The 18,915-nt window shown below is 51.2% G+C and carries 16 protein-coding genes; 7 read left to right on the plus strand and 9 right to left on the minus strand.

The genetic code is table 11. The features are described 5' to 3' along the window. The first annotated feature begins 545 nt into the window (after positions 1-545). Positions 546-1,724: a trypsin-like peptidase domain-containing protein gene (locus Pan161_RS03865; protein ID WP_232103611.1), complete on the plus strand. Its 1,179-nt coding sequence runs from the start codon at positions 546-548 to the stop codon at positions 1,722-1,724. Between the two features lie 224 nt (positions 1,725-1,948). Beyond that, positions 1,949-2,872, plus strand: a complete 924-nt coding sequence (locus tag Pan161_RS03870; protein ID WP_145224274.1) for a thiamine-phosphate kinase — start codon at positions 1,949-1,951, stop codon at positions 2,870-2,872. A 21-nt stretch (positions 2,873-2,893) separates the two neighbouring features. Here Pan161_RS03870 and rpoN read toward each other — a convergent pair whose 3' ends face one another. The 4 genes from rpoN to dnaX all read right to left on the minus strand — a co-directional run bounded on the left by rpoN (position 2,894) and on the right by dnaX (position 7,305). Then, complete coding sequence (gene rpoN / locus Pan161_RS03875; RefSeq protein ID WP_145224275.1) at positions 2,894-4,384, minus strand: RNA polymerase factor sigma-54; 1,491 nt, start codon at positions 4,382-4,384, stop codon at positions 2,894-2,896. A gap of 64 nt (positions 4,385-4,448) precedes the next feature. Continuing rightward, positions 4,449-5,075, minus strand: a complete 627-nt coding sequence (recR, locus tag Pan161_RS03880; RefSeq protein WP_145224276.1) for a recombination mediator RecR — start codon at positions 5,073-5,075, stop codon at positions 4,449-4,451. Positions 5,076-5,155: 80 nt separating this feature from the next. Next, the gene (locus Pan161_RS03885; RefSeq protein ID WP_145224277.1) at positions 5,156-5,509 is read right to left on the minus strand and encodes a YbaB/EbfC family nucleoid-associated protein; all 354 of its coding nucleotides are present in this window, start codon (positions 5,507-5,509) and stop codon (positions 5,156-5,158) included. A gap of 2 nt (positions 5,510-5,511) precedes the next feature. Then, positions 5,512-7,305, minus strand: a complete 1,794-nt coding sequence (dnaX, locus tag Pan161_RS03890) for a DNA polymerase III subunit gamma/tau (protein ID WP_197995681.1) — start codon at positions 7,303-7,305, stop codon at positions 5,512-5,514. Between the two features lie 512 nt (positions 7,306-7,817). Between dnaX and Pan161_RS03895 the strand changes: the two genes are divergently transcribed. Further along, positions 7,818-9,143 (plus strand): amidase, encoded by a 1,326-nt coding sequence (locus tag Pan161_RS03895; RefSeq protein WP_145224278.1) that lies wholly within the window; start codon positions 7,818-7,820, stop codon positions 9,141-9,143. A gap of 91 nt (positions 9,144-9,234) precedes the next feature. Here the strand turns inward: Pan161_RS03895 and Pan161_RS03900 are convergent, their stop codons facing one another. The 3 genes from Pan161_RS03900 to Pan161_RS03910 all read right to left on the minus strand — a co-directional run bounded on the left by Pan161_RS03900 (position 9,235) and on the right by Pan161_RS03910 (position 12,200). Next, complete coding sequence (locus tag Pan161_RS03900; protein ID WP_145224279.1) at positions 9,235-10,242, minus strand: acyl-CoA desaturase; 1,008 nt, start codon at positions 10,240-10,242, stop codon at positions 9,235-9,237. Positions 10,243-10,467: 225 nt separating this feature from the next. Then, positions 10,468-11,202 (minus strand): response regulator transcription factor, encoded by a 735-nt coding sequence (locus tag Pan161_RS03905; RefSeq protein ID WP_145224280.1) that lies wholly within the window; start codon positions 11,200-11,202, stop codon positions 10,468-10,470. Further along, a complete protein-coding gene (locus tag Pan161_RS03910; RefSeq protein ID WP_145224281.1) occupies positions 11,199-12,200 on the minus strand; it encodes a sensor histidine kinase in 1,002 nt (333 codons plus the stop codon). Before Pan161_RS03910 ends, Pan161_RS03905 begins: the two co-directional genes overlap by 4 nt. A 314-nt stretch (positions 12,201-12,514) precedes the next feature. On the opposite strand from Pan161_RS03910, the gene Pan161_RS03915 reads away from it, so the two are divergent. The 3 genes from Pan161_RS03915 to Pan161_RS03925 all read left to right on the plus strand — a co-directional run bounded on the left by Pan161_RS03915 (position 12,515) and on the right by Pan161_RS03925 (position 14,913). Then, the gene (locus tag Pan161_RS03915) at positions 12,515-12,958 is read left to right on the plus strand and encodes a DUF2784 domain-containing protein (RefSeq protein WP_145224282.1); all 444 of its coding nucleotides are present in this window, start codon (positions 12,515-12,517) and stop codon (positions 12,956-12,958) included. 132 nt (positions 12,959-13,090) lie between these two features. Then, positions 13,091-13,819, plus strand: a complete 729-nt coding sequence (locus tag Pan161_RS03920) for an SDR family oxidoreductase (protein WP_145224283.1) — start codon at positions 13,091-13,093, stop codon at positions 13,817-13,819. Between the two features lie 38 nt (positions 13,820-13,857). Continuing rightward, positions 13,858-14,913, plus strand: a complete 1,056-nt coding sequence (locus tag Pan161_RS03925) for a YheT family hydrolase (RefSeq protein ID WP_145224284.1) — start codon at positions 13,858-13,860, stop codon at positions 14,911-14,913. A 27-nt stretch (positions 14,914-14,940) separates the two neighbouring features. Here the strand turns inward: Pan161_RS03925 and Pan161_RS03930 are convergent, their stop codons facing one another. Beyond that, a complete protein-coding gene (locus Pan161_RS03930) occupies positions 14,941-16,377 on the minus strand; it encodes an aldehyde dehydrogenase family protein (RefSeq protein WP_145224285.1) in 1,437 nt (478 codons plus the stop codon). A 141-nt stretch (positions 16,378-16,518) separates the two neighbouring features. Next, complete coding sequence (locus Pan161_RS03935; protein WP_145232494.1) at positions 16,519-17,595, minus strand: phenylacetate--CoA ligase family protein; 1,077 nt, start codon at positions 17,593-17,595, stop codon at positions 16,519-16,521. Positions 17,596-18,092: 497 nt separating this feature from the next. Between Pan161_RS03935 and Pan161_RS03940 the strand changes: the two genes are divergently transcribed. Beyond that, a complete protein-coding gene (locus Pan161_RS03940; RefSeq protein ID WP_145224286.1) occupies positions 18,093-18,632 on the plus strand; it encodes a GNAT family N-acetyltransferase in 540 nt (179 codons plus the stop codon). Positions 18,633-18,915 lie beyond the last annotated feature (283 nt).

Below are 18,915 nucleotides of genomic sequence, written 5' to 3' on the forward strand. Positions count from 1 at the left end.
ATCGCAGGAGCCTGCAGTCGCTCCACTTACGTCTATCTCACTGAATCCCGCAGCATTCTGCAGCACCAGCCCGCTCAGGCATGAGACATTTTCGTAACCCCGCCTTATTTTCCCATAACTGCAGACCATTTAACCGGCACGCTTTACCCAGAATAACGACTTGTGAACTAGGTAAACTATTCCACAGAGTTTGGCCATGATTAAGGCGCTCATGAAAACATTCCGATATGCAGTTCTACGGAGCATTGATGGATCGCCTCCGGTCGGTAGATGGAACTAGGACTCGCGAGCAATCGCACCGCCACCTCGATGAACTGAGCCACCGAATGATTAAGTGCTTTTATAAACTCACTGTGTGCACTGTTCTGATCGTAACAGGATCAGTCGCATTTTGTGAGAACAGTGTTGCATCCGACGTACGGAAAACACCCCTTGTTCGCGCCATTGAACGTGCTAAAACGTCTGTGGTTAACATTCACAGCGAGAAAACTGCGCGTTCAGAAGACTCACTTTTCGGTTCCGGAAAAAACCGTAAAGTCAATGGGATGGGAACCGGTATTGTCGTTGACCCCCGTGGATACATCGTCACGAATCACCATGTGATCGATGGAGTGGACTCGTTGCGCGTCACGATGCTGGATGGCAGCACTTACAATGCGCGGATCATATCTTCCAATCAGAGTGAAGACCTGGCGATCATCAAGATCAATCCCAACAAAAAACTGACGGTCATGCCTCCAGGCACCTCATCGGACCTGATGCTGGGCGAAACCGTAATTGCTGTGGGCAACGCGTTTGGATACGAACACACAGTCACTTCCGGCATTATCAGTTCGCTTTCGCGTGATGTGGAAGTGAACGAAAAACAATCATACAAAAATCTGATCCAGACCGATGCCAGCATTAACCCCGGCAACAGCGGTGGTCCTCTGTTGAACCTTGATGGTGAAGTTGTGGGAATTAACGTGGCGATCCGTGCCGGTGCCCAGAGAATTGGCTTTGCCATTCCTATTGACGATGCCCGCAAAATCATTGCCGACCTGATCAGCACGGAATTACTTGATCATACCTACCATGGTATCCTGGCCAACGATATCAAACAGGGTGACAAGCAGATGCTGGTGCTTGGTCAGCCTGCCAAGGACAGCCCCGCTGACAAATCCGGTCTGCAGAAAGATGACATCGTCATGAAAGCCGGTTCAGTCAACGTTGTGGATCGTGTTGACCTGGAACGTGCCCTTATGGGACACAAGCCCGGTGATACCATTGACCTGCTGATACGTCGCGAAGAGAAGACTCAGACTGTTCAAATCACACTGGCTGACAGTGGTTCTGTGGTTCGCACGACTCCTGTCAGTGCTCCTATTGTACGGGCACAGAATAACGAAATCTCGAACGACCCCACACTCGAAAAGACATGGGAAGTACTGGGAATCCGCATCAGCAAAGTTCCAGAAACCCAAAAGCATCTGCTGAACCCCCGCTACGAAGGTGGCATGATGATTGAAGAAGTTCGCCCCCAGAGCCCGGCAGCCATGAACGGCATGCGTCGCGGTGACATTCTGGTGGGACTGCATATCTGGGAAACTGTGAATCTCAGCAATGTCTCTTATGTCTTAAGCAACTCGAAGCTCCCCAGCTTCAACCCACTGAAGTTTTACATTCTCCGCAAGAATGAAACCCTCTATGGCCATCTGCCACTCAATCTGACCAGTACGCCGTAGTTTATAATAGATCCATCAATCAGTTCATACTGATCCATCAGACCCGACACTCTTTCCACGAGTGCCGGGTTCTTTTTTTTGGCAGCGGTCTGATCCTGCCTGCGTCATAAAAACGAGATCACGCACACTCGCAGCACGGTAACGGAACCTGTTATGATAGTCTGTCGACAGGAAAGCATTGTTTACCCTTCGTACAAACTCTCATTGCCCCCGACTGTATCCAAATGACTGCATTTCACGAATTTGAACTTATTGAATGGATTCGATCACAGACGGGAATGTCGCATACAGACCTGCTGGGGATAGGTGACGATACAGCGATACTGCAACCTCCGGTCGACTCAGAACTGCTGCTGGCGACCGACATGCTGATGGAGGGGGCTCATTTCACTTTTCCTCCCGCAACGCCGGATCTTGCCGGCCGCAAAGCGCTGGCGGTCAACCTGAGTGATATCGCGGCGATGGGCGGAACTCCTCATTCAGCACTGGTCAGTCTGGCGCTGCCTCGATCACGAGGACCTGAATTTGCCAAATCAGTGATGCAGGGGATCATGGAACTGGCAGCAGAATTCCAGACCCAACTTGCCGGTGGTGATACCAACAGCTGGGACGGCCCCCTGGTCATCAATGTCGCCATCATCGGAACCGCGGACCAGTCACACTCCATCAAACGTTCTGGGGCTCAACCAGGCGACTGGATCTTTGTGACCGGCGCTCTCGGCGGAAGCCTGGAATCCCATCATTTGACGTTTCAACCTCGCGTCAGGGAAGCTGTCACTCTGAGGGAAACCGTTACGATCAAATCCATGATTGATGTGAGTGACGGACTGGCATCGGATCTGCAGCATATTCTGACGGAATCGGGAGTCGGTGCGATGATCCAGTCGAATCAGATCCCGATCAGCCAGCACGTCTCCCCTGAGTCGACAGATGCTGAGCGTTTACAACAGGCGCTTTCAGACGGAGAGGACTTCGAGTTGCTGTTTACTGTCTCAGCGGAAGAGGGGCAGCGACTGCGGGATCTTAATCCACTGTCGATCCCTTTGACTCACATCGGTGAAATCACGGCAGAGCAGGGTGCGAAACTGCAGCACCCAGACGATTCAACGACCCCACTGGAAAGTACCGGCTGGAAACATCAGTTTTAACTCTGTGAGAACCAGGGACGCTTAATATTCGCGCCGTTGACGTGATGACGGGATATTCATTGCTTTGCGATACTTGGTCACTGTTCTGCGGGCCAGGTTATAGCCTTCCCGAGATAAGGCATCCACCAGGGCATCGTCGCTAAGGGGCTTATTCTTATCTTCCCCATCAATGATTTCCTTGAGCTTCAGACGAATAATACCCCAGGCGACGTCTTCACCGTCGGAGGTCTTGGTTCCGCCGCCAAAGAAGCGTTTGAGCGGATACAGCCCGCGGGGAGTCTGGATCCATTTGTCATCGACTGCGCGGGAGACGGTTGTCACGTGCACTCCGACGACGTCGGCAATCTGCTGCATTTTTAACGGGATGATAAACTCAGGGCCGTTATCCAGGAACTCAGTCTGGAAGTCTACAATCGCCTGAGCGACCCGTTTCAGCGTACTGTGTCGCTGTTCGATGGCTTCGATCAACCATTTGGCAGCATCAATTTTCTTCTTGATATAGTCTTTGGTCTGATCGTCGGTTTTGTTACGCAGTATCTCGGCGTAACGTCTGCTGATACGCAGGGGAGGCGTGTATTCGTTTTCCAGTTCAACCACGTATTTGCCGTCTTTATCCAGTTTGACAAATACATCCGGCGTCACCTTAAGTACCGGTTCTGATTCAAAACCACGACCGGGAAACGGGTCCAGATAACGCAGATATGACATGGCGTTCTTAATCATGTCGATCGAATAACCGGTTTTCCGCTGAATGACGGGCAGGCGATTCTGTCCCAGGTCATCCAGGTGGGAAGTGATCAGAGTGACCAGAACATCGCGATACGGGGCATCTGGCTTCAATTGCAACAGCAGGCATTCCTGCAGGTCTCGGGCACCGACACCGGGCGGATCACATTTTTGAATCAGTTGCAGCGCAGTTTCGGCCTCTTCCTGTGTAATTTTCTGTCCATAAACCTGCACGATTTCGGGCAGGGAACTCTGTAGACGGCCGTTATGGTCCAGGTTCTGAATCAGGTATTCGCCAAATTCTTTGACTTCCGGAGAGCAGCTGAAGTAATGAAACTGTTCGACCAGGTATTCGTTGATCGTCTGCTGTCGTTCGGTAATATTAGCGACCGCATCGTTATTGCGTTCAATATCATCGCTGATACGGTTGGAAGAAGGTTTGGTCGCGGAGGTCACATTGTCTTCAGGCCACTGCTCGGCCATCTCCAGCAGTCGTTCAAAATCGGATTCGTTATTCTGATCTTTGCCGGCGTCGATTTCTCTTTCGTCTATTTCATGGCTGTTGGAATCAGAGTTAGCCTGATCCCGCATGAATTCAGTCTCTGTATCAGGTGTATTTTCTTCTTCGCTGATCCGTTCCAGGCAGACATTCTCTTCCAGTTCCTGATCAATGCGTTCTTCCAGCGCCTGTAAAGGGAGCTGCAGGATCTCCATGGACTGGATCATCCTGGGGGCCAGCTTCATCTGCTGGCCCAGTTTCATTTGTTGCGAAATATTCAGATGCATGTATTATCCGAATCCAAACCTGTTGTTGTCTTACAAAAATTTAACAAATGAATGACGAACGATTTTAAAATCTCTGTCGCCCCTGTAAGGCATCAGATAACATCTCTTTATTAGCAAACTCTAGCACACTCCCGGAGGCAATACCGCGGGCAAGTCGGGTGATTTCCACATTTTCATGTTCCAGGAGATTGGAAATATAAAGCGCGGTTCCATCACCTTCAAGAGTCGGGTTGGTTGCCATAATAATTTCGGACACACCATCCTGTTTAACACGTCGAACCAGGGCATTAATCGTCAGATTTTCCGGCCCGATCCCTTCCAGTGGTGAAATCCGTCCCTGCAATACGTGATAAACGCCTTGAAACGAACTGGTCGCTTCCAGCGAAACCACATCCCGAGGCGACTCGACCACACAGACCAGCTTCTTATCACGCCGAGAATCCGAACAGATCGTACAGACTTCCTGTTCGGTAAGATTGTAACAGACAGAACAGGGCCGAACGGACTGCTTGACGGCATTGATCGCATCGGCCAGCTGGCGGGCTTCCGGTTCGGGAATTGACAGGATGTAGTGTGCAAGCCGCTCAGCCGATTTACGACCGATTCCGGGTAATGTCGCGAACTGATCAATCAGTTGCCCCACACTGGAACCATAAGGATGAGACTGACTTTCTCTTCCACGTAGCGACATAGAATGACTCTTCAAAAAACGGGAAATAGACGGATTTCTATCCGTAATGAAAACCGAATCAAATGGCCCTGGGCGCCAGCTCAGGAATTAGGATTGAATTTCGAAAGCGCTTCATCCAGTCCGGGAATATTCAAACCTCCCGTGATTTGTGACATTTCTTCTGCAGCTCCTTCGCGCGCTTTGTCTAATGCCTGATTGGTGGCTGCTGTGATCAGGTCTTCCAGCATTTCCCGGTCGCCGCTCTCCAGCAGGGTCTGGTCAATTTTCACTCCCAGAATCTTCTGCTGGCCGTTCGCTTCTACGTTAACCATTCCACCACCGGCAGAGCCTTCAAAGCGAAGTTTCCCCAGTTTGTCCTGCATCTCCGTCATTTTGCCCTGCATATCTGAAAACTGCTTCATCATGCCGGCGATATTTCCCAGTCCTTTGAACATGGTCACGAATCCTCTTTTTTCTCTTCTGCCTGGACTTTTAAAACATCGACTCTCACACTCTGCGCGTTAAATACGGAAAGGGCTTCCTGCAGAAAATCATCAGTGGCAGGGGCCAGTTCACGCTGTTCAGCTCGCTGTTGAGCTATCGATGGTCTGTCTTGTTTGTTCTCTGCATTCTCGGTTTCCGTCGCTGGTTCCAGAACAATCAAACGAATTTTGATCCGTTCTCCTGCCACCTTTTCCAGCGATTTTTCGAGTCGGGCCAGCATTTCCGGCCGTTCGCAGTATTGCTTTGAGAAATTATAGCTCTTTGAGAATTGTAAATCCAGCTGTTTCGGCCCAGAAATTGCTATTGACGTCACTCCTTTCACCGAGTCTTTTAACAAATCCTCAGTGTTTTCAATGAGTTGCGACAACAATAAACTTTCCATTCCAGCCCGAAAAGGAACAGTTTCTACTGCAGGAGCTGGACCATCAATCGATTCTGATGCTACAGACGATTGAATTTCATTTTTTTTTTCAATTTTTTTTTGATCAGACGGGGGTTCAGTGCTCACTGCAGGAGGAGCTGGCGCCTCAGAAACGGGTGGAGAAACCACAGGTTTAGAGAGGGAAGGAGGGGCTTGTCGCACCGCTGCGGGCGCTGCAGGAATCTGTCCCCCTGACGACAGAAAACGGCTCAACAGGTCCAGATCTTCCAGGAGTGACATTCGTATTAATGCCAGTTCAACCAGAGCACGACCGTGACTGGCACGAAACATTCGATTACGCGCTTCATTCAGAATCTGAAAAGCGGCCAGACAGGTTTGTATCCCCCAGGCATCAGACTGACGCTGCAGGCTGCTGCGATTCGCTTCTGAGATCGAGAGCAGAGTCACCTGTGTTGCGCCTGTTGCTACCACCGATAAATCCCGCAGATAATTCAGCAGTTGATCCACCAACTCGTTCAACTGCACGCCTGCATTCAATGCAGCATCGAAGTGTGTCAACGCCACGTCCCGCTGCTGTTCAATCAAGGCGTCAATGAGTTCAATCAGCCGTTCATCACTGGCCGTTCCCAGAATTCGGTGCACGCTTTCCGCCGTCAGATGAGACTCGCCAAATGACAGCAGTTGGTCAAAAATAGACTGGCTGTCACGCATCGACCCACCCGCGCGACGTGCGACCAGCTGAATGGCATCATCCGCCACGCTGACCTGTTCGGCTTCTGCAATCTGCTTCAGCCGATCACAGATACTGTTCTCTTCGATGTAGCCAAAATCAAATCGCTGACAACGTGAGAGAATCGTATCGGGTAACTTATTCGGCTCGGTCGTACAGAAGATAAACTTCACATTCGGAGGCGGCTCTTCCAGCGTTTTCAGCAAGGCGTTAAACGCTTCCTTGGTCAACATGTGAACTTCGTCGATGATATAGATCTTATATTTTGATCGCATCGAACGGACATTCACATTCGCTCTGAGCGAACGGATGTCATCAATACCACGATTGGAGGCGCCGTCAATTTCCAGCACATCTACATCGCTGCCCACGGCTATATTCTGACAGACTTCACACTCGCCACAGGGGATCCCGTCATTTGAATTGGGGCAATTCAAAGCTTTAGCCAGGATCCGGGCCATCGAAGTTTTGCCCACGCCGCGTGCGCCGGTAAATAAATAAGCGTGTGCCACGCGGTCACCGCGAATGGCATTCTGCAGCGCCTGGGCAACCATTCCCTGACCTACGACTTCCGAGAAATTCTGAGGCCGGAAGCGACGGGCCAACACTGTATACTGCATCGATTTACTGGACATACCTGTTATCAGACATCGAAATCAGAAAGAGACAAAGAAACGGGGAAACGAAGAGCAACAAACTGCTCAGTCACTTACAATAAGTGACTCTGATCCGTTTATCCAGTGAGAGGTGGTAATCAATTTACGATCGAAACGTGAATGAGGAGCTTTTAGAGCGTATCGCATTGAACCATAGCGCTCGCAATCGATTAGACTCGGTCCAAATGGCCCTCGAGACGCGACAGTAAAACTGGACACAGTCCAATAAAAAGGGGCGAAAAGCTGCCTCCTCGTACACCTGGAATAAACCAATGTGGGCTGCTTCGGTTAAGATCTGACCCGGTCAATGACTACCCCACCATACTCGGAGACAGCTTTTCGCCCCTGATTGATAGCGATTCAACGCCTGAACCATACATTATGGAGCTAAATTCCTGATCGTCAACCCACTGCCATTTGATTTCCTGCACTGAATCGCCGAAAATCATAAAATACTGCGATAATCCACTCATCCACATCAGAAACGAATTATGAATCTGTACCAGACACCTCCCCGAACCATTGCCGATGTGCAGCAGGCGATTAAAGCCGGTGAACTCTCCTGTCGTGAACTCCTGGTAGAATGCTTCCAGAATATTGAAGAAAAAGAACCTGTCATTCACGCCTGGGCTCACCTCGATCGTGAGGCTGCCTTTCAGCGAGCCGACTTACTGGACCAGGAACTGCAGCGGGGACGCTGGCGCGGGCCTTTACATGGGATCCCGGTAGGCATCAAAGATATCATCGATGTCAAAGGCATGCCCACCCGTGGTGGACTGGAGAGCCGTGATCAATCACCTGCGTCCCAGGATGCCACCCTCGTAGAAAATCTGCGTCTGGAAGGGGCGATCTTCCCCGGCAAAACCGAAACCACACAATTAGCCTGTTTCGATCCTCCGCCCACACTGAACCCCTGGAACCAGGAGCATACGCCCGGCGGTTCCTCCAGCGGGTCCGCCGCCGCTGTCGCAGCCGGCATGTGCCTGGCCGCCATCGGAACGCAAACAGGTGGCTCCATCACCAGGCCCGCTTCGTTCTGCGGCGTAGCCGGTCTGAAACCGACTTTCGGCATGGTCGAGCGCCGGGGATCGATCATGCTTTCCGATCATCTGGATCATATCGGCCCTCTCGCACACACCGTCGCTGACCTGGTCATCCTGCTGGATGGCATGACCGATCAGGCCACCTATCTGCCGCTGTTGATTGAACCGGTGACCGCTGCACCTCGCATCGGCTGGTTGACTGACTTCTTTGAAAGCAGGGCAGATACAGCAATGCAAGAGGCACTTAAATCAGTCAGAACCAGACTGGAAACCGCCGGCGCCCCGATCAGAGATTGCCCGCTGCCCAAGGAATTTGAATCGATCCTGGAATTCCATCGGGACATGATGCAGTTTGAAATGGTACAGAATATGGGCGCCGACTACGATCAGAACGGGAAATTCTACGGCCCTGCCATCAGCCAGGTACTCGACGCGGGCAGGAAACTTTCGCAGGAACGCTTTGAAGCCTGTCTGGACTATCAGAATCTGATCTCGCAAGTCATGCGAAGGTGCTTTGCGCGTGCGGAAATACTGATTTCCCCCGCAACCGTGGGACCGGCCCCCGACCCTGCAACAACCGGTAACCCCTGTATGAACTCCCCCTGGAGTCTGACCGGCTTTCCCACTCTTTCCATCCCTGTCTCAGTCACAGAGGATGGCTTACCGCTGGCAATTCAAATCATCGGGCATCCCGACAAATTTGATGATCTGCTGCTGGCTTCACAGTGGTGCGAAAACGTTTTACGGCCTGGTTTCCTGGAACAATGCCCTTAAACATCAGACCTGCTGAATGTCATTCCGGATATAAAAAAAGCCCTGACCGGTTTTCACCAGCCAAGGCTTTCAGTTTCGTTATCTGTCTCGATTATTTGGTAACGAGGATTCCGTTTTTGCCGGGTTCCGGATCAACTTCCGGTTCCGCATGCTTCTCTGGAATCCGATCATTGACGTCGTAGGCCATACCAATAGCTCTCAAGGCTTTGATCGACCACCAGGTAATATCGATTTCCCATTTGCGGTGACCTGCGGGTGCCACGGAGGGGTGTGCATGGTGATTGTTGTGCCAGCCTTCGCCGTAAGCAACGATGGCAACCCACCACAGGTTCTTGGACTGATCTGTGGTTTCATAGTTACGATAGCCCCACAGGTGAGTCGCCGAGTTCACGAACCAGGTGGAGTTGTAGACAAAGGCCATCCGGGCACACAGGCCCCAGAGCAGCATCGACCAGCCCATGTAATTGCCACCCATGGCGTAGCCAATTCCGTACATGGCAAAGCCGGAACCAATCAACCACAGCGGATAGGTTTTTTCGAAGAACTGAATCATCGGACGATTTTTAAAATCGGGGATATAGTGATCGGCGAATTTATCGTTGAGTTCTTTATCACGGTAGACGAACAGCCACAGCAGGTGAGACCACCAGTTTCCTTCAAACGGGGAGTGGGGATCGCCGTGCTTGTCTGATTTCTGATGATGCAAACGGTGTGTCGCAGCCCAGGTCAGGGGAGAGCCTTCACCGGATAGAACTCCACACAGCAGAACAAAGAATTCTGCAGGTGCTCTGAGTTTGAATGATTTGTGGGACAGATAACGGTGGTAACCCAGGCAGATCCCGATACTGGCCGTAGCCCAGTGCAGCACCAGACAGGTCACAATTGCCTGCCAGGAGATAAAGAACAGCGCTGCGACGGCGCCAATGTGAATTCCAGCCATCCAGATCAGGACGACCCAGTCGACATTGCCCCAATGCAAATGTTCTTTATGAAATTTGGCAATGATCTGTTCCCGCTCTTCGCGTTTTTTTGATTTCTTAGGTTGGGATGCCGCAGCTGTTTGTTCTTCAGCAGGTTGATCCAGAATGACACTCGACATGATTGCCCTCATCTTATATTTAACAGGACCTGATATTTTATAGTTGCAGGAAATCAGGCTTTAACGATCTCCTCACTTGTCCGGAATTCTACCCATGAAGTCGGAATCAGGTGTCTGGTAAGCGTCATATAATTGTCAAAGTTGTGTCAAAGTGACAAAAAACATGGTTTTCAAAGCCTTTCTGGCAAAAAACAGTGAAGAAACCACGACACATGTTCACAGAAACTACTCAGCGGCTTCTTCCGGCATAAAGCGATAGCCGGCGCCACGCACCGAGACAATGTGCACGGGTTCAGCAGGATTGCTCTCGACCAGTTTGCGGAGTCTCAGTACAAAATTGTCGATGGTGCGTGTTGTCACAAAGGCGGATTGCTCGCCCCAGACGTCTTCCAGGATCTGGCTGCGGGTCAGAACCATGCCTTCATGCTCAATGAAATATTTGAGCAACCGCAGTTCCAGATTGGTCAGGCTTTTGCGTTCTCCCCCGACTTCGATCTCAAACGATTCAAAGTCGACGATGACATTTCCAAATTTGTAGAGAACGGGGAGCTTCTTCGTTTGAGCCAGGGCCGGTTTCACCAGGCTTTTACGTTTGAGCAGATTCTTGACGCGGCTGAGCAGTTCCGGCAATGCAAATGGTTTGGTCATGTATTGATCCGTACCGCAGTCAAAAGCGTATGCTTTATCTTCGCTCAGTTCCCGGGCACTGAGAACAAGAATTGGCACTACTTCATCAGTACGACGGATTTCTTTCGCAATCTCATAACCACTCATACCGGGCAGCATCAGATCCAGTATTACCAGATCCACACTTTCATCGTCGGTCTCGTAACACTCCTGAAAATAGTTGAGTGCGGTCGGTCCATCCTCTGCAGTTAAGACCGTATAGCCTTCCTGTTCGAAGTTGAATTTCAATCCCTGCGCGAGTGCTTTTTCATCTTCGACAACCAGCAACTTCATGTTTCGGCCCTCCCTGGCAAATCGATGGCAAACACACTGCCGGGCTGGTCCAGTCGATCGTGTACTGTGACTTTTCCTCCCAGCAGATGCACCAGGGTCCGCACAATATACAGCCCCAGTCCGGTTCCCGTTTTCCGACGTTCCAACTCACTTTCTCCGCGATAGAAAATCTTAAAAATATCCTTGCGGATTTCAGGATCGACGCCTTCGCCGTTGTCCATCACACGTGTAATCACACGTCCCCCTTTACTCACTCGAATCTGAATCAGAATCTGCGGTTCGCTGCCTCCGTATTTGATGGCATTATCAATGATATTGCGAAAGATCATTTCCAGTAAAATCCGCCGGGTATGGATCACCGCCGGTTCCATGTCAAACTCAAAGATCTGTTCAACTTCCACCTGGCGCCGATTACATTCCACGCGGGCACAATGACGCAGCAGCGGTTCCAGCAGGATGTCTTCAGGGTCCGTTTCCATCCCCAGCGCGTCCAGGCGTTTGACTTCCAGCAGTTGCGTAATCAGATGATCGAGCCGTTCGAGCTCTGTTTTCATGGTCGAATAAAATTCGCTGCGCTGTTCCTCTGCCAGCGTACGCATCTGCAGCGTTTCCAGGTACAGACGGAGGGTTGCGATCGGCGTTTTCAGTTCGTGCGTGACACTGTCGATAAAATCCGACTGTCGTTGACTCAACCTGACTTCTTTAATCGTCAGCACCAGATACAAAGAGAGTCCGACCAGAATCAGAACAAACACGGCCGTACCAATGGCCAGAGCGGTCCACCAGTAAATCTGGGCTGCCAGGATGATCCAGAACACCATCAGCGCGACATTCATCACCATCAATACGACACTCAGCGTGATGGGAAGCCGCAATCGCCCACGACGAACTTTACGCATCAACTGTAAGGTAGACCGATTGCCCGCGCGCATTGTTCCCTCGGCCGCGGGTACCGGATTTTTCTCTTCGTCAAGTTGTTGATGCCTGGTAGAAGACATCGGGAGTTCCTTCAAATTAAGCCACGACAGACAGACAGTAATTTGTACCCGTATTAGTATAGCGAATAACAAATCAGTCGCGTATGCACAAACCAGTGCATCCAAATAACTTCATAATTTGTGGCCTCTCCTGCGAAAACAATTTCTCTGTGATGGACGATCCATTCCCTGACAGAATGATTGTTCACATTTATTTCTTGAGAATTTCCGTTTCTTTTGGGGAATAATACGCACTTTTCCTGTCTCTATTAGAGTAGCTGTCTTCGTCTTTTATTAAACCTCGTTTACTTGTTCTCTCGACCACAGAAACACATATGAATTTTCACGATACACAATTTCTTTCTCGCATCAGCGCTGATTTGATTGTGGTGATTCATTTTGCCTTTGTGATGTTTGTGCTGCTGGGACAGGTTCTGATCACGATTGGTGCATTTGTCGGCTGGAACTGGATTCGCAATTTCAAATTCCGTATTATTCATCTGGCATCCATTCTGTTTGTGGTGATCGAATCCGTGGCAGGCATTATCTGCCCTCTGACCACACTGGAAAAATGGCTACGAAAACAGGCCGGAGAAACCAGTTACCAAGGCGATTTCATCGCGAACTGGGTCCACGAGGTGCTGTTTATCGACAAGGGGACTGTTGAACCCTGGGTATTCACAGCCTGCTATTCTCTGTTTGGCCTGATCGTCCTGCTCGCATTTTTCTTCGCGCCGCCCCGGCGCATATCGAAGGCTCCCACAGCCGAAGAAGTCTGATTTCATCCTCGATTGCACAGGCGCATCATTTCATTTTCCCCTCTGATTCCGTAATATTGAGAGATCAGAGGCGAAAACTTTTCGCGACTATGCATCTCACCTTCCATAGACATCAGAATGAGAACTTCGAACATGCCTGGATTAGAAAATAAAAATATTGTCGTGACCGGCGGAGGCACGGGAATTGGAGAAGCCTGTGCTTTGAGTCTGGCACAGGCCGGAGCCAATGTGGTTGTGGGCGGCAGACGCCAAGCGCCACTGGAAGCCGTTTCTGCACAGGCAGAAGGAAAAATCGGTTTTCATACCATCGACGTCGCAGACCGGGAAAGCGTCACTGCATTTTTTGACTGGGCAAACGAGAAACTGGGACACATTGATATTCTCGTACACTGCGCAGGCATTAACTGTCGAGACCGCTCAATGGAAGTGGTTTCAGGGGAAGACTGGGATAAACTGATGACAGTCAATGCGACCGGTGCATTCAACTGTATGCAGGCAGTTCTACCTCAAATGCGGGAACGGCAGGACGGACTGATTATAAACATATGTTCCGTGTCGGGAATTCGGGCTGGCCTGCTGGGCGGAGTTGCCTATAATGCCTCGAAGTTTGCGATGTCTGCGCTGGGGACAACCGTTGCTCAAGAGGAGAAAGATCGAGGAGTTCGAATTTCAACCATCTATCCAGGGGAAGTGGAAACCCCGATCCTGGACGAGCGTCCGGTTCCTGTCAGCAAAGAACATCGTGCGAAAATACTGCAACCGGAAGACGTAGCCGCTGCAGTGACGATGATTTGCCAGCTTCCTCCACGTGCTCATGTTCCTGATCTGACAATCAAGCCAACCACAGCCGCCTTTGTCTGATCAGTCACAACCGAGAGCGTTTCGCAGGACAATACTTAATGAAGAGTGATTTCGTTTTTCCGCCGTTTGTTCCACATCGACTTTATCGAAACAGGCATCTGCAGACGATTGTCGGTCAGTTTCATTCGCGCGTAAAATCCCCGTATCAGGCGGAGCAGCACAGCTGTCGCCTGCCAGATAATGATATGCTGATCCTGCACGATGACTGCCCCGGCAGTTGGCAACCAGGAGACCGGGTCGTGATTCTGTTGCATGGGCTTTCGGGCTGTCATCGCAGTTCTTACATGATCCGTTTGGCACATAAGTTGAATGCCAGAGGGGTCCGGGTCTTTCGGATGGACCTGCGTGGCTGTGGCGCAGGCACCGGGCTGGCAAAGTCTCCCTACCATGCGGGCAGCTTCCTGGACCTGCAGATCGCGCTGGAACGGATCGAACAAATGTGCCCGCGTTCCCCTATCGGGATTGCCGGATTCTCTTTGGGTGGCACGATCACGCTCAACTATCTGGGACGTCCTTTGGAAACTTCCGGCCTGGTTGACCGAGCCGTGGTCCTGAACCCCCCGATGCAGTTGTCTGAAAGCGTCAGAGTTTTCGGCAAGCCATTATTTGGGCGTTATCAACGACACTTTGTCACGAATTTGATCAAACACGTTCGCAAGTCATACCAGTACAAAAATCACACCCATAAAATTTCCGGGGCCAATTATCCCAAAACTCTGCTGGAATTTGACAATCAGTTTACAGCCCCGATGGCTGGCTTTGATTCGGCGGAAGATTACTACACGCGCTGCAGTCCGACGGAAGTGCTCTCGCATATCAACGTGCCGACTCTGATCATTACATCACAGGATGATCCGCTTGTTCCCGCATTCACATACCAGGAAGTCATCGACCGACTGGTCCATCATGACAAAGTCACCCTGTATCTGACAGAACATGGGGGGCACCTGGGATTTATTGGCGGACCATCGAGTGATCCCGATCCCCGCTGGTCTGACTGGCGAATTATCGACTGGCTGCTGACTGAGTCCCCGGAGGGACTGGCCAATGAGGTCCGTAATCTTTCGAGTGACCCGGTTGAGCAATCCGCCTGATTCCGTAACCGCCATGAGCAAAGCGGCTCAGTGAGCCGCCGGAGTTTCGTTCTGGAATGCCCGGGCACGGTACAGAAATTCGACGATATTTCCTTCGTGAGGCTGCAGCCAGTTCAAGGCATTCGTTTTGACCGCCCCGATATTCAGGCGATCAATATTGGTCGCATCCAGCAGTTGCTGTGACCACTGCTGATCTTCAGTGATCGCCGTGCAGACCAGCGTCGGGCCGATTTTCTTCAGCATGTCTTTCTGCTCGCACTGCACGACGGATGCCATCGGGAACATGTACTCGGTATTCGCCAGAGCAGGGTCGGTGCTGGCACAATGCACGATCGTCGGTCGCAGGTAATCACAACGTTCCATTTCGATCAAACGTTCGCCGTCACGATATTTCGCTGTCACTTCTGTGACCCCCGGTTCCTTCAAACCTTCTTCAATCTGCGTGTGCATCGCTTTGGCGGCGCCCGTCATCGTGAAAGCGGCCAGCGGCGCTTCGGGGTCGGTCATTGAAGTCGGGCCGACCGGTCCGATCCGTTTGGCAATCGCATCTGCAATCGCTTCGGTGTGACGTGATGCCCAGACTCCGGAAGCGTTGATACAACTGCGCCCGCCGTTCTGGTAGATACTGTCGACCATCAGATCGAGATAATCTTCCCAGCGATCGACCACGTCATCACCCAGCAAAATCTTACTGAAACCGGGGCCGTGTGCCTGCACATTAGGATTCGCCTTGTATTTATCAATCGTCTGTTGACCGCCAAACAGCATGACTCGCTGACAGAGTTCGGTCACCGTCGAACCCACATCGTGAGGACCGGGGTACACGGAAATACATTCACGGGGAATGCCCGCCTGACAGAACGCTTCGGTCATCCGATAAGGCGTCCAGGGCTCCGAAGAACCAGGCTTCAGCACCAGGCCAATCTGCATCGGCAGGATCGGCATCCAGAGTGTATGTACGCCCGGAGAATTCGAAGGCAGAACAAGACCGAGTACCGGCGAATTCGCCTGATAGCTCATCATCACGCCTCGTTCTTCTTTGCCGTAACCCCGGGTCAGAATATCCAATGGCAGGCCGCGCGTCAGAGAATCCAGGATCTCGTCCATGTGCTCCAGCACGAACGCAACCTTTTTCATATTGCCGGCACACATCCATTCAGGCATCCCGGTACTGGCGGACTGAATCCGGCAGAACTCTTTGGGAGTCTGTGTGCCGTTGCCCAGCGGTAGTTCCGCCGTCATGTAGAGGTCGGCGGCTTTTTTGCAGATCTCCAGCAGTTTCGAAATCGGAATTTCCCGCAGCAGATCGCGGGCGCGTTGTGCTTTCCGCATGTCCATTTTTACCAGACCGGCATTGGCCTGATGCACTTTGGCTAATGGCTCGCCGGTTTCAAAATGAACGACTTCCTGTTGATCGAAACTTTCGTAAGGTTTTCCCCAGCGAATTACAGGTATTTCCAACACGGCAGTTTTCCTTTTTATAGATAATGCGAATCAGTCTATGATCCCGCATCCCGGCAGAGAGATCAGATCTATCATCAAAGCACACACGAATCGAACGCCAGAAAACCATGCCGACAGACAATTTCGCTGAGCACACGTGGTTTAATAAACGCCCACCGTTGTCGATGAGGCAATTTTGTGGAACGGACGCACGCCGCTCACTCCATCCCAGGGATACTTTGGATGTGGCTTTTCGCGTTCGCCTTCATCCCGTTCGAGGAAGCCGGGAATAAACAGCTCTTTGGTCATGGTAAACAGCTTCACGCGTCCGGTTTCGCCATAAGGCACAACCTTGGTATGGTCATCGAAATCGACGACGCGAATCGCCGCACGCGGCTGTGGAGCATAGTAGGTAATTTTGTAATCATCAGCCGGGTCGAACGGTTTGCCGCAGGCCAGCCCCATCAGTGTGTTACCATAGGTGGGTGTGATATAAACGTTCTCGCCCAGCAGCTCTTCACGGGCGAAGCGATACCACTGCTGAGTGAATTCGGTTCCGCCACAGAAAATACCGGTGATGCCGGCTTCTTCAATGCTTGAACCTTCATCCATCAGCCGCATGGCCAGCGCTTCGAGCAGCTTGGGTGTGGTAAACATACATTTGATCTTATGACCGGCTCCTAAGATCGCCATGGCCTGATCAATCACGTGGGCACTGTATTCTTTGACTTCGTCGATCTTGCCTTTTTTGATCAGCTTGACGACCCAGCGGGGATCGAGATCAACACAAAACGAAATCCCGCCGCGATACTGTGCCATATGTTCCACAGCCAGACGCAGACGACGCGGACCCGAAGGGCCCAGCATCAGCCAGTTAGAGCCTTTGGGGAACGATTCATCAGGCAGGGTATCGCTGAAGTTTTCGTAGTCGATGCGGAAGTCGTCAATCACAACACGTGACTTGGGAATGCCAGTTGTGCCGCCAGTCTCGAAAACGTAGGTCGGTTTTCCCAGCAGTGCTTTGGGAATCCAGCGATCCAGGGGACCGCCGCGCAGTTCGTCGTCTTCGAATAGCGGGAACTTGTTCAGATCTTCGAAGCAGCTGACATCAGTCAGCGGATCGAAGTCGAATGATTTTGCTTTCTCCAGCCAGTAAGGAGAACCGGTTTCCGGGTTGAAGTGCCACTGGACGGACTCGCGGGTATGGGCATCGAGTGCTTCCTGGTTCTGTTTTACCATTTCGTCAAGGTTACTGTTGTCGGTCACTGTGAGACTCACTCCAAACAGGGAAGGAATAGTGGCGGGGAAAAACCATGTTCACCGGGAAACATGAACTCAATCTCTTATGAATCATTCTAGGAGTTCCCGTTGTTTTTTCAACTAAGGGACTTGCTGTCAATTTGAGATCGGCCACAATCCCGACTCCGGTTTTTTCAGCCGACTTGAGTGAATTCAGACCGATTTAAAAGCAATTTGAGAGTTTTTCCCGAGAATCAGACCTAATCTGCATTTTGGGCAGATCAGGCATACCGGATCAATCAGTCACATCAGACACGATGCACGTGTTCTGAGAAGAAAATAGCAGCTTTCGTCGGCAATCAGCGTCCCCAGATTGACAGTAGTATAGAGAATGGTAAAATTAAGTATTGAAAATGAATTGCTCCTTTTCTGTTCGGCTCCTCGTATTCTGCGAGACACTCATGGATTTTACCGAAACATACTTTCGTAGATTTCGCATGGAAATCGAGCTGGCCCACGCGCGACTGGAAGACACCACGCTTCCCGAAGGTTATCGCTGGAGTCCCTGGGAGCTGACCACCGTCGACCGCCACGCTGTCGCCAAGTACCACAGCTTCCGCTCTGAACTGGATGCCCGTGTGTTTCCCTGTCTGGGTGATTATGAAGGCTGCCGCAAGCTGATGCAGGATATCTCCCGTCAGCGTAACTTCCTCTCCCGAGGCACCTGGCTGATTACCTGGGACGGAACCGGCAATGAAGACGCCGTCGATTGCGGCACGATTCAGGCCATTGTTCCCAGCCGCATCATGGGTGCGATCCAGAACGTTGGCATCACCCCCGAACATCGTGGGTTAGGGCTGGGCAGGGCACTGGTAACGAAATGCCTGATCGGTTTCCGCGAAGCCAAAGTCAAACGAGCCTATCTCGAAGTCACCGCCGACAACGAACCTGCCATCAACCTCTACCGGTCCATCGGTTTTCGGCTCACACGGACGCTCTACAAACCGAGTCAGTACGTCGAAACACCTTCTTTATAGGCAGCGGATGACAGGCTCCACAACCAGTTCGTAGTTATGAATGTGATCCGGGAAACCGCTACCTTATACAAATCAGTATTAACCGCGGCTAACGCCTAATGGCTGATCTGGTTTTTGGTGACTTCCGATCCGTAATCACTTATTAGCCGAAGGGCGTTAGCCTAATGGCACTTACTTCAGATCAGTGTGTTTCAATTTTTCTGGAGGTTTTTTTCTTTTTTCGAAATGGTCTCTCTTCGAACGTTTGGGGTAGCATTCTCTTTTTACGCTTCGGTTGGCAGCG

Source organism: Gimesia algae, assembly GCF_007746795.1.
Taxonomy (GTDB): Bacteria; Planctomycetota; Planctomycetia; order Planctomycetales; family Planctomycetaceae; genus Gimesia; species Gimesia algae.